Here is a 12,851-nt window from a genome sequence, read left to right as displayed (position 1 = left end):
GCCTCCAGGCTTAGGTTTGCTTTTTTTAGACAACCGCAAGTCATTTCTACGTTGTCCTGTAGGAAAGGCACGAGGCCCAACTCTTGTTATTGTTCGAATATGATGAATTAACATAACGTCAGAATTTCTGGCAGGCAAACAGCAAATAGGGCGCAAAGCGAAGGTAAAATCGGCGGCCCGCTAGTTTCATTAATTTTACAAAAATAAAACACTAGCAAGACCCGATAAACTATCTGGATTATATTGATGTCGCTGGCAATAACAGAACTAAATGAGGTAATCACGTTTGCATAACATTTATGCAAAAAGAACCGCGATGAGGCTGGAGAGGATGATACGTGTCGGCAGCAGGGTTCTGGCCAATACGTTGCATTTAACCGAACAATGCGGCGTATCAGGCCAGAGAAAATAATAGCCGCCGACTTAATCCCGGTACATAGAGTCGATTTCCAACTGATAGCGCTGAGAAATGATTTTACGGCGTAATTTAAGGGTTGGCGTCAGTTCACCGGACTCCATTGAAAAAGCCTGTGGCAATAGCGTAAAACGTTTTACCTGCTCGAATTTCGACAGTTCTTTCTGCATCTCTTTCAAGCGCTGCTCAAACATTTCCACAATGTGACTATGGCGCAACAATTCCAGACGATCATGGTATTTCAGATTGATAGATTTGGCATATTCTTCCAAAGACTCAAAACACGGCACAATCAACGCTGAAACAAACTTGCGTGTATCGGCAATCACTGCGATTTGTTCGATAAAACGATCCTGACCCAGCGTGCCTTCGATCATCTGAGGCGCGATGTATTTGCCCCCTGATGTTTTCATCAAGTCTTTCAAACGCTCGGTGATAAATAGATTACCTTGCTGATCAATGGCACCCGCATCACCGGTTTTCAACCAGCCGTCTTGGGTAAAGGTAGCCGCCGTCTCTTCCGGCTTATTCAAATAACCCCGCATCACAATCGGCCCACGGATCTGAATTTCATTTTCAGCCCCCATACGCACTTCAATTCCCGGCAGTGGTTTACCGATAGAACCAAAACGGAAGCGACCTTCTTCCCAACAGGATACCGTTGCGCAAGTTTCCGTCATCCCATAGCCATACTTGATATTGATACCAATAGCCTGGAAAAACAGAATCACATTGTCATCGAGGCGCGCCCCAGCCGCCGGTAAAAAACGCACGTGACCACCAAGAACACCACGCAACTTTTGCAGCACCAAACGATCAGCCAGACGGTTTAACTGGTTGGAGAACCACGACGGTTGTCGGCCTTGCTGTTGCTGACGGAATTTTCTCTTTCCACAGCCGACTGCCCAATGGAATAACGCCCGACGATACCACTTTGCCTGAGCAACTTTCTCATGAATGGCACTGAAGACTTTTTCATAGAATCGTGGAACGGCACACATTACCGTCGGGCTGACTGCCTGCATCGCCTGACGTACCCAATCAGTGTTACTGATATAGACATTCTGCGCGCCGGTATGCATCACATAGAAACTCCACGCACGTTCAAAAACATGCGAAAGCGGCAGGAAGCTTAGGGAAATATCATCCGTCGTTAGCGTCAAGCGTTCGTCATGAAGGTAGAGCTGAGCCGCCATATTGCGGTAATCCAGCATCACGCCTTTCGGTTCGCCAGTGGTACCGGAGGTATAAATCAGCGTAAAGAGATCGTTTAAATCGCGGCTGTCGATACGAGCATTGAGTAATGCCTGAATCTCCGCATCCGGTTCGGTTTCGAAAGACGATAAATATTGTGCATATTCACAGCTACCCAGATCTACCGTCGGATCCAGCACAACAATGCTTTCCAACTGTGGGCAAGTCGCTTTCAGCGTAACAGCAACATCATATTGAGATTGGCCACCAACAAATAGAATGCGAATATCCGCATCATTGACCACAAAAGCCGCTTGGGGCGCCGTATTGGTGGCATAAAGAGGAACGCTAACCGCTCTCAGCTGTAAAATGGCCAAATCGACTAATGACCAAGCCATGCTGTTATTGGCAAAAATTCCGACATTTTCTTGAACACTGACGTTCAAAGCCAATAATGCAGCTGAAATGCGTTTTACATGCTGACCAACTTGTTGCCAGGTAAGTTGCATTTCAGTAACGGGTGACCACTGGCGAAACGCAACCCGATCAGCACGATCATTAATCTGCTGATGCAGTCGACTCACCAAATGATATTGCTGCAATTTATTTATCATAATAAGAACTACCCGGCGTTTTAATAGAAAAGTATAGAGTAATGACCCCTTCCAGCCAAGATTTCAGCTTACAGGTGTTCACTTTTTTGCGCAGTCTACTCACTCTGACGCCTATGGCAAACAGATTTCGACGTAAAAGTGTGGTGGGAAATATATTTTTCTATATATTTCAATTTAATACAAAAAATTTCAACTTTTATTCGAAATGACATCACTACTGGAAAAACAAGAAGCGCCCCAAGTTGGGGGGGTAATGAACCTGCGTGCACATGAAGTGGCAATTACAATGACTGACAGCAAAACTACTGGGGTACCGAAAGCACCCCAGTAGTAACAGTACCTGTAGCCAATAATGTAATTTAAATCGAAATACTAAATTGACTTAATAATGCTTTCATCCACTGATGTCCTTTATCTCGATCGGTGGATTCATGCCAGGTCAGGTAACAGGCCCGTGTAGTATTTGCCCACGGTAACTCAATCAATTTCAAATTAGACTCTTCACTACAGATTTTTATTAGCCAGCGCGGAACTATAGCAACATAACTTGTTTTAGACACAACATTAAGAACGCTATTCATATCCGTACTTTCATAAGCAATAGTATGTGAAATATCATTAGCCTCATAATAGTTTTTACTAAATGAACCGACCTTATCCAATGAATCGACAGCGTGCTGCTCTTCAAAAAGTTGCTCAGATGTAATGGTACTTTTGATCCGTGGATGGTTGGCAGAAACAGCTAATACAAGTTCATCATTAAATAAAAGTGCGCGTTTGAATTCTGGTCGTTCAAATTCAGTATAACCGATCACAAAATCGGTTTTCTGATAGCGTAACTGATGTTCAATATCATCATTCAGATAGGATTTAATCGATAACTGAACATGTGGGCCACATTGTTTTACCCGACTAACTATCTCGGCAGTCAGGCGAACATCAAGTGGACTACAAATAGAAAGGTTAAACAAACGTTCGCTGCTTTTCGATTCAAAACCGACACCCGGCAATTCATTACGCACCAATTGCAATGCTTGACGAACCGGGCCAAATAACTGTTTGGCTCTGATCGTAGGTTGGATGCCACGACCACTACGGAAAAAGAGTTCGTCATCAAACATCAGTTTTAATCGTGCAACTGCATTACTGACCGCAGGCTGCGACATACCCAATGATTGCGCAGCACGAGTGACATTCTGCTCTTGCATAACGGCATCAAAAACCGTCAGTAAATTGAGATCGACACTTCGCAGATGGACATCAAAAGATTCTTTTTTAGCTACTGGATTTGCAGTTACTAAGTTGTGTTCAGACATGCTTAACTCCACTAAGCTTTATGCAGATGGCGCTATTAGTATTATGACTATCCTTGATATCAATTAGTTTAATTACTGATATATTAGATATCTCACAATTAATAGAGCCAATGTTCTCATTTGCTATCATTTTTAAAGTGATAACTATGAGTCTCGTCCTTGTATAAAATGTGAAACTACGTATCACATCTAACGCATCCTATTGACAGAGAGTCCTCATACATCAATAAAAGAGAATAATCTGGCATATTATCATTGAAACGAACCCGTTTCAGTGGTGAGATAAATAGCCCTAAAAAAACATATAACACCTTCACATTACAAAATACGATGATTCATAATCATGCCATTATTAAATGATAACTTCATAAATTGAACCTTATTAGTTCTTAAAATAAATTAACAGCTGTTAAATGATTGAAACCATAACATTGACATAATAAACATTAAGTGTGGATTAATAAACTAAAGCTTGACACATTTAATTTGTGAATACATTGGCACGACTTCATATAAATATATTTATGATTATTAATCATCGTCAATAGCGAATGCAGTAAGATGCCTTATTACATTAATGCTATCTGTCATTTTTATCCACCTTATCAAGTTTGTCAGAGGATAATTTTACTTAAACAAGTATTAACGATTCATCTGGATCGCCGAGAAGAAGAATAAATTCACTCATAAGCATAATCGGCCAAGTTTAATGCCATATGGCAAATAATTATTGCAGTAAAGAATGCCTTAATGGAATAAAAAATCAGAAAAAACAAAATAGAAGAGTTTAACTCTAATAAACAGTGAGGGAAAATCATGTAACCAGTATAAGTCGCCATTTAAAACAAAAGTTGACACTGCTTTCAAAATCACGTATCAAATTAGGAAGCGAAATAATTAACCGATGAGAAACTGACCATGTTCGACTCAATCCGTCTACTAAGCCTACTACTTAACGCATTCCTTTTGCGCGGTATGTTGGTGGACGGAAATCAGAACTGATTCAGCCATCGAGATTCAGAAACCCGCGCAAATGCGCGGGTTTTTTTTTATCCGTCGCGCGCAAAAAAATCACCCAAAAAAGGAATTATCTGATGAGTCAACAAGTCATTATATTCGATACCACATTGCGCGATGGCGAACAGGCGTTGCAAGCCAGCCTGAGTGTGAAAGAAAAATTACAGATTGCGCTGGCTTTGGAGAGAATGGGCGTCGATATTATGGAAGTGGGTTTCCCCGTTTCCTCCCCCGGAGACTTTGAGTCAGTTCAAACCATTGCTCGAGAGATTAAAAATAGCCGGGTTTGTGCATTGGCGCGCTGTGTGGACAACGATATTGATGTAGCTGCCGAAGCCCTGCGTATCGCCGAAGCCTTCCGCATCCACGTCTTTTTGGCGACGTCTACCTTACATATCGAATCCAAATTAAAACGTACTTTTGACGACGTTCTGGCGATGGCCGTTCACTCGGTAAAACGCGCGCGGAATTACACCGATGACGTTGAGTTTTCTTGTGAAGATGCTGGCCGCACGCCGATTGATAATCTGTGCCGTATTGTAGAAGCGGCGATCGGTGCCGGTGCAACAACCATCAATATCCCGGATACCGTGGGTTACACCACGCCGTACCAGTTTGGTGGAATCATTAGCAACCTGTATGAACGCGTTCCTAATATTGATAAGGCCATTATTTCTGTCCACTGCCATGACGATTTGGGCATGTCCGTGGCCAACTCCATTACCGCAGTTCAGGCTGGTGCTCGTCAGGTTGAAGGCACCATTAATGGCTTGGGGGAGCGTGCGGGTAACTGTTCATTGGAAGAAGTGATCATGGCGATTAAAGTGCGTCATGAAATGCTGGGTGTCCACACCAATATCAACCATCAGGAAATTTACCGCACCAGCCAATTGGTCAGTAAATTGTGCAATATGCCGATTCCGGGCAACAAAGCCATTGTTGGCAGCAACGCTTTCGCCCACTCTTCCGGTATTCACCAAGATGGCGTGCTGAAAAACCGTGAAAACTACGAAATTATGACCCCAGAATCCATCGGTTTAAAAGCCGTGCAATTGAATCTGACATCCCGCTCTGGCCGCGCAGCAGTGAAGCATCGGATGGAAGAAATGGGCTACCAAGACGCTGATTACAATCTGGATTCGTTGTATGACGCCTTCCTGAAGCTGGCGGATAAAAAAGGGCAAGTATTCGATTATGATTTGGAAGCACTGGCCTTTATCAATAAACAACAGGAAGAACCTGAACATTATCGTTTGGACTATTTTAGCGTGCAATCCGGCTCCAGCGTGATGGCAACGGCTTCGGTAAAATTGGTGTGTGGTGAACAGGTGAAATCCGAAGCGGCTACAGGTAACGGTCCGGTAGACGCGGTTTATCAGGCGATTAACCGCATTACCGATTACCCGATTGAGTTAGTTAAATACCAATTGTCCGCCAAGGGTCAGGGCGAAGATGCTCTGGGCCAGGTTGATATCGTCGTCGAGCATCAGGGCCGCCGTTTCCACGGTGTCGGGTTAGCCACCGATATCGTCGAATCCTCTGCCCAGGCATTGGTTCACGTATTGAATAACATCTGGCGCGCACAGCAGGTAGAAATAGAAAAGCAGCGCTTGCAACAAAACTCTCAGGAAATGGTGTGAAGATGACAAAAACTTATCATATTGCCGTTTTACCCGGTGACGGTATTGGCCCGGAAGTCATGGTGCAAGCAAATAAAGTCCTGGATGCAGTGCGTCAGCGCTTCGACATGCGGATTTCAACCAGCGTTTATGACATCGGTGGTGCCGCTATCGATCGTCAAGGCTGCCCGCTGCCAACAGCAACAATCAACGGCTGTGAACAGGCCGATGCAATTTTATTCGGCTCCGTTGGCGGACCAAAATGGGAACATTTACCTCCCGCCGAACAGCCAGAGCGTGGGGCATTATTACCGTTACGCAAACATTTCAAGTTGTTCAGTAACTTGCGCCCAGCCAAATTGCATCAAGGCTTGGAAGATTTCTGCCCTCTGCGCAGTGATATTGCGGCTCGTGGCTTCGATATTCTGTGTGTGCGTGAGTTGACCGGCGGTATCTATTTTGGTCAACCGAAAGGCCGTGATGGCCAGGGAATGTACGAACGCGCTTTCGATACCGAAGTTTATCACCGCTTTGAAATCGAACGTATTGCACGTATCGCTTTCGAATCGGCCGGCAAACGTCGCGGTAAAGTCACCTCCGTGGATAAAGCCAACGTGTTACAAAGCTCGATTCTGTGGCGTGAAGTGGTGACGGCCATTGCTGCGGATTACCCAGATGTCGCCTTGTCACATATGTATATTGATAACGCAACTATGCAGTTGATTAAAGATCCGTCCCAGTTCGACGTTATGCTGTGTTCCAACCTGTTTGGTGATATTTTGTCTGATGAATGCGCCATGATTACCGGTTCGATGGGCATGTTGCCTTCTGCCAGTCTGAATGAGCAAGGTTTTGGTTTATATGAGCCTGCTGGCGGTTCTGCACCTGATATCGCTGGCAAGGATATTGCTAACCCCATTGCCCAGATCCTGTCTCTTGCCTTGTTATTCCGTTTCAGTTTAGGTGAAGATGCTGCCGCCGACGCTATTGAACACGCGGTTAATCAGGCTTTAGAACAGGGTTATCGCACTGCGGATTTGGTAGGCAGTGGCCAAGCGATTGGTACCAATAAAATGGGTGATGTGATCGCCAGCCTTATCACCAAGCGGGGTTAAGATGGCCAGAACCTTATATCAGAAATTATATGATGCCCATATCGTTCGAGAAGCCCCGAACGAGACACCGCTGCTGTATATCGATCGCCATTTAGTACATGAAGTCTCTTCGCCGCAGGCTTTTGACGGTTTACGGGCGATGGGTCGCCCACTTCGCCAGCCAGGCAAAACCTTCGCCACGATGGATCATAACGTTTCGACACAGAGTAAAGACATCAATGCCAGCGGTGAAATGGCACGCATCCAGATGCAGGCGTTGATCAAAAACTGCGCTGAATTCGGCATCGCGTTATACGACTTGAACCACCCGTATCAGGGCATTGTTCATGTTATTGGCCCAGAGCAAGGTATGACACTGCCAGGCATGACCATTGTTTGCGGAGATTCTCATACCGCGACTCACGGTGCCTTTGGTGCCCTGGCTTTCGGTATCGGCACTTCGGAAGTTGAGCATGTTTTAGCCACTCAAACGCTGAAGCAGGGCCACGCCAAGAACATGAAAATTGAAGTCCACGGTAAGGTCAGCGCAGGAATCACCGCCAAAGACATCGTGCTGGCGATTATTGGTAAAACCGGCAGTGCTGCTGGCACCGGTCATATTGTCGAGTTCTGTGGCAGTGCTATTGAAGCACTGAGCATGGAAGGCCGGATGACGGTTTGCAATATGGCGATTGAAATGGGTGCCAAAGCCGGTTTGGTTGCGCCAGATGAGACGACTTTTGCCTACCTGAAAGGCCGACAGTTTGCTCCAACCGGCGAAAGCTGGGAGCGAGCCCTCGCTTATTGGCGTACGCTGAAATCCGATGCCGACGCCGCATTCGATACCGTGGTCAGGTTGGATGCAGCGGAGATCGCACCGCAAGTAACATGGGGCACCAACCCCGGTCAGGTCATTGCCATCAATCAGTTGATCCCGACACCGGAATCCTTCTGCGATCCCGTGGAGAGAGCTTCCGCCGAAAAAGCACTGGCTTATATGGACTTGCAACCCGGTATCAAACTGACCGAGATCGCAATTGATAAAGTCTTTATCGGCTCTTGTACCAACTCACGGATTGAAGATTTACGCGCTGCGGCTGCTATCGCCCAAGGGCGCAAAGTGGCCAGCGGTGTGCAGGCTATCGTGGTTCCCGGATCCGGCCCAGTAAAAGCGCAGGCCGAAGCGGAAGGTTTGGATAAAATCTTTATCGAAGCTGGATTTGAATGGCGTCTACCGGGCTGTTCAATGTGTTTGGCAATGAACAATGACCGTCTGGAGCCGGGCGAACGTTGCGCTTCCACCAGCAACCGTAACTTTGAAGGCCGCCAGGGGCGCGGCGGACGAACTCATCTGGTGAGCCCAGCCATGGCAGCTGCTGCCGCAGTAAGCGGTCACTTTGCTGATGTGCGCGATTTAACCGCACCCACTCATTAATCGGAGATAGCGCCCATGGCAAAATTTATTCAACACACCGGTTTGGTCGCTCCGCTGGATGCAGCGAATGTCGATACAGATGCCATTATTCCTAAGCAGTATTTGCAAAAAGTAACCCGCACCGGTTTCGGTCAACATCTGTTTCATGACTGGCGTTTTCTGGATGCCGCCGGTCAGGTTGATAACCCTGAATTCGTATTGAACCGTCCACGCTATCAAGGGGCTTCTATCCTGTTGGCGCGGGAAAATTTTGCCTGCGGCTCCTCCCGTGAACATGCCCCTTGGGCACTGACGGATTACGGATTTAAGGTGGTCATTGCCCCCAGCTTTGCCGATATCTTTTATGGCAATGCGTTCAATAACCAATTATTACCAGTGACATTAAGTGACGCCGATGTCGATACACTATTCAAGTTAGTGGAAAGCAATGAAGGCATTGAATTTGTTGTTGATTTAGAACAACAAACCGTCCATGCCGCGGGTAAACGCTATTCTTTTGAGATTGACGGTTTCCGCCGGCATTGCTTGATGCATGGGCTAGACAGCATCGGATTGACCTTGCAACACAAAGATCTTATCTCTGCCTACGAGCTGCAACAGCCCGAGTTCTTGCGCTAATCCCCAGAGATGTGTCTTTTTGGCTCATCCCCCGGTCACTTATCACTGGGGGAGTAAAGTTTTTTAAATTGACCTCACGCGGCTAAAAATCAGTAGCGATAACACTGCCAACGCAGCAGCCATCCAGTAAACCGCATAGTGGCCGAGGTTTTCTGTCAGTATCCCCTGCAATACTCCCGCCAGAATCACACCGGTGGAAATACTGTTGGTAAATAGCGTGGTCGCAGCACCCGCTCGACCGGGCATCAATTCCTGAAAATAAAGCATGCCAATACCAGCAACAATGCCGATAAAAATGGCATTAAAGATCTGCAATAGCATCAACGCCGCTTTGAATTTAAACAATATCAGGCCGACATAAAACACGACGCCAGCAGCCACGGCAAGCAACATAATATTACGCATGCCAAAGCGTTTAACTGAATAACCGGCCAATAGCATAATAGGAATTTCCAGGCCGGCGGCAGTCCCCATCAATAATCCAGCCAGACGTTCCGGCAACCCTAAATCCGCGGTGATATATAAAGGCATATCAATGATATACATAGTGTTGCAGGTCCACATCAGCATCGATGAAATAAACAACAGCAACACATTCTTATCAGCAAACAGTCCGGCCTGAATCGCCACTGGTGCATCTTCCGCCACCACGGCCTTAGGAATCGAGGGCAACAGAAACCAGACCAAAATGCCACTGAGCACGAAGATGCCAGCCGCAACACAGAACATTAGGGTAAAACCGTAATTCAATGCCAGCATAAATGAAAGTGGAGGCCCGATAACCCATGCTAATGAAAGCTGCGCTCGCATAATGGAGCTGAACATCACCACTTCCCTGGCCGAGTTATCGGCATATTCGCGCGCCAGAGCAAATACTTGCGGCATAGCCGTATTGGCCACCGCGGCCAGCAGCACACCGGCCGTAATCAAAGTCAGATAATCACGATTGAAAGCAAATAGCAGGCAGTTGCCGACCGCCATGCCGTAACACAGCATAATCAGTTTACGGCGATCACCACGCAAGTCAGATCGTTTGGCCAGCACAAAACTTACCGTAATCCCGGCGATGGCATTCACGGTATAAAACAACCCAACCCACAGTGGGCGCGCATGAACTTCGGTGGTTAAAAATAAGCTCAGTGTCGGTGCCTGTAATGCGCCAGCAATACCGGAAAGAAAGGCCACCACAAAAAACGCAATAAAAACCGGATGAGTCCGACGGGAGTCAATCAGGGCAGATTTCATTTCAATTTCAGGCTCCATCGCCAAAAACCACTATTCATTTACATGCTACAGAAGGGTCATTGCAGTTAAAAGCCTAATACTTATGCAGCAATTAATTATCGGAGAATAAAAAAGCCAGCAGGTCGCCCCACTGGCTGGTGAAAAACACCATTACTCAGAAATTTTTGATGGTAGACAACCTTTCTTGCCAACAAAACCAGAATGTCACCCAGTGACATTACAGATGCTTGCGATATTCTTTTTCCGGCATATTCTCAATATCCCACTGGGTCAAATTTGCCAGCGTACGCATCCGCCATTCTATCGGTACCCAGTTCAGCCAGTCACGTTTCTGCTGCCTGACTGCCGAAAAGTAATCTTGATAAAACTGTTTGGTTAAGAACTTTTTCATCATGCTCCTCCCCTTTCATTACGAATCATTATCTGCGTAATATAGGGAAAGATAAATTGATGCATTTTGCCGTGGAGTTCCTCTTTTATGTCCACTTCTCGCCTGCAACACCAATTCATCCGTTTATGGCAGTATTACCACGGCCAACCGATGGATACCACGCTGCAAGAGCTGGCCGACGTGCTAAATTGCTCACGCCGTCACGTTCGCTCTCTATTGGGAACGATGCAGCAAAACGGATGGTTGAATTGGCAGGCTGAGGCGGGTCGAGGTAAACGCTCCAGACTCACCTTTCTCTACACCGGTTTGGCACTACAACAACAACGAGCTGAAGAACTCCTGGAACAAGACCATATCGATCAGTTGGTTCAGTTGGTGGGTGATAAGCAAGCGGTACGCCAGATGCTACTATCTCAACTTGGACGCAGTTTTCGACAAGGAAAACATATACTTAGAGTTCTTTACTATCGCCAGTTGCAAAATCTACTGCCCGGTTCGGCGCTCAGGCGTTCAGAAACCCATATCGTGCGACAGATTTTTAACGGACTGACTCGCATAAATGAGGAAAATGGGGAAGTCGAGCCAGATTTATCTCATCACTGGAAACCCCTGAATCCGCTGCACTGGCGCTTTTATCTGCGTCCGGCGATTCATTTCCATCATGGACGAGAGCTGGAAACGGAGGATGTGATTAGCTCGTTAAGCCGCCTAACGACCCAACCCCTGTTTTCCCATATCATCCAGATTAACTCCCCTACGCCTTATGTCATTGATGTCCACCTGAGTACGCCCGACTATTGGCTACCTTGGTTACTGGGCAGTGTTCAAGCCATGATTCTGCCACAGGAATGGGAAAGTCTGCCTGATTTTACCCGCCATCCGATTGGCACCGGTCCTTATTCGGTCGTCCACAACCGCCACAATCAATTTAAAATTCAAGCTTTTGATAACTATTTTGGTTTCAGGGCGTTGATTGATGAGGTGAATGTTTGGGTGTTACCCGATCTGTCGGAAGATCTGGTTTCTTCTGGCGTTCATTTACAGGCAGATGATACCGGTCGCGATGCACTGGAAAGTCGACTGGAGGAAGGCTGCTATTTCTTGCTATTCGACCAGCGCTCTTCCCTGATTTGCCGGCCAGAAGTCAGACGCTGGCTGTGCGAACTGATCACGCCGGTGGCATTACTCAGCCATGCCGATGCGCTTTATCAGCGTTACTGGTCGCCCGCTTATGGCATGTTACCACGTTGGCATCACAATCTTCTGAATCCGCCGGGTCACAAGCCAGCCGGACTCACTGAGCTGACGTTAACCTGCTTTAGTGAACATCCGGAATTCGATGCCATCAACCAAACGTTACGTCAGGTTTTGGCTGAGCAAGGGGTCGAACTGATTGTGCAGGTATTGGATTACGCCAGTTGGTATCAGGGAGAGGCGAAAAGTGACCTCTGGCTCGGCAGCGCCAATTTCTATCTGCCCATTGAGTTTTCTCTAATGGCAACGCTTTATGAATTGCCGCTGCTGCAATACTGCCTCAGCGAAGAACTGCATCAGGATGTCGAACTATGGCGTAATAACGACTTACCGCTGGCCGAGTGGAGTCAGCACTTGGTCAATAGCCATCAATTTCATCCACTATTCCATCACTGGCTAAAGTTATTCGGCCAGCACAGCATGCGCGGCGTACGCATGAATACGCTAGGCTGGTTTGATTTCAAGTCGGCGTGGTTTACACCACCTGATGGATAAGTAGGCTTTCATTGAATTAACTATGTCTTTACAATAGCGCCGTCTCAACGGGGTGCAAAATTTTTGCTGAGAGTAAACCCGTCGAACCTGATCCGGTTAATACCGGCGAAGGGATTTGAGAGAGTCATATATTCGGCGAACAAT

9 protein-coding genes and 1 riboswitch are annotated in these 12,851 nt (G+C 46.7%); of the genes, 5 read left to right on the top strand and 4 right to left on the bottom strand.

Annotation, left to right across the window (positions count from 1 at the left end; all coding sequences use genetic code 11):
• Positions 1-423 precede the first annotated feature (423 nt).
• Both DJ39_RS05920 and leuO read right to left on the bottom strand, forming a co-directional pair.
• On the bottom strand, positions 424-2,223 hold the full coding sequence (locus tag DJ39_RS05920) for an AMP-dependent synthetase/ligase (protein WP_004721611.1): 1,800 nt from the start codon (positions 2,221-2,223) through the stop codon (positions 424-426).
• A gap of 359 nt (positions 2,224-2,582) precedes the next feature.
• Positions 2,583-3,539, bottom strand: a complete 957-nt coding sequence (gene leuO / locus DJ39_RS05915; protein WP_004721609.1) for a transcriptional regulator LeuO — start codon at positions 3,537-3,539, stop codon at positions 2,583-2,585.
• Between the two features lie 1,094 nt (positions 3,540-4,633).
• Between leuO and leuA the strand changes: the two genes are divergently transcribed.
• From leuA to leuD, 4 genes are read left to right on the top strand one after another with little or no spacing between them, the layout of a single operon-like run.
• The gene (gene leuA, locus DJ39_RS05910; protein WP_004721605.1) at positions 4,634-6,196 is read left to right on the top strand and encodes a 2-isopropylmalate synthase; all 1,563 of its coding nucleotides are present in this window, start codon (positions 4,634-4,636) and stop codon (positions 6,194-6,196) included.
• Positions 6,197-6,198: 2 nt separating this feature from the next.
• Complete coding sequence (leuB, locus tag DJ39_RS05905; protein ID WP_004721603.1) at positions 6,199-7,290, top strand: 3-isopropylmalate dehydrogenase; 1,092 nt, start codon at positions 6,199-6,201, stop codon at positions 7,288-7,290.
• 1 nt (position 7,291) lies between these two features.
• The gene (gene leuC / locus DJ39_RS05900; protein ID WP_004721600.1) at positions 7,292-8,704 is read left to right on the top strand and encodes a 3-isopropylmalate dehydratase large subunit; all 1,413 of its coding nucleotides are present in this window, start codon (positions 7,292-7,294) and stop codon (positions 8,702-8,704) included.
• A 15-nt stretch (positions 8,705-8,719) separates the two neighbouring features.
• Positions 8,720-9,322 (top strand): 3-isopropylmalate dehydratase small subunit, encoded by a 603-nt coding sequence (gene leuD / locus DJ39_RS05895; protein ID WP_004721597.1) that lies wholly within the window; start codon positions 8,720-8,722, stop codon positions 9,320-9,322.
• 63 nt (positions 9,323-9,385) lie between these two features.
• Here leuD and DJ39_RS05890 read toward each other — a convergent pair whose 3' ends face one another.
• Together DJ39_RS05890 and sgrT are read right to left on the bottom strand one after the other, a co-directional pair.
• Positions 9,386-10,567 (bottom strand): MFS transporter, encoded by a 1,182-nt coding sequence (locus DJ39_RS05890; protein ID WP_038240933.1) that lies wholly within the window; start codon positions 10,565-10,567, stop codon positions 9,386-9,388.
• Positions 10,568-10,784: 217 nt separating this feature from the next.
• Positions 10,785-10,961 carry a glucose uptake inhibitor SgrT gene (gene sgrT, locus DJ39_RS17355; RefSeq protein ID WP_004721593.1) on the bottom strand — a complete coding sequence of 59 codons (177 nt, stop codon included), beginning with the start codon at positions 10,959-10,961 and terminating at the stop codon, positions 10,785-10,787.
• Positions 10,962-11,045: 84 nt separating this feature from the next.
• Here sgrT and sgrR point away from each other — a divergent pair, with 84 nt between their 5' ends.
• Entirely contained in the window at positions 11,046-12,707 is a 1,662-nt protein-coding gene (sgrR, locus tag DJ39_RS05885) for an HTH-type transcriptional regulator SgrR (protein ID WP_004721591.1), read from the top strand.
• A gap of 38 nt (positions 12,708-12,745) precedes the next feature.
• Positions 12,746-12,839, top strand: a riboswitch (TPP riboswitch).
• The last annotated feature ends 12 nt before the right edge of the window (positions 12,840-12,851 follow it).

The organism is Yersinia ruckeri ATCC 29473, from assembly GCF_000754815.1.
Taxonomy (GTDB): Bacteria; Pseudomonadota; Gammaproteobacteria; order Enterobacterales; family Enterobacteriaceae; genus Yersinia; species Yersinia ruckeri.
The sequence above is the reverse complement of the archived record's forward strand: the minus strand, read 5'-3'. Positions and strand labels throughout refer to the sequence as shown.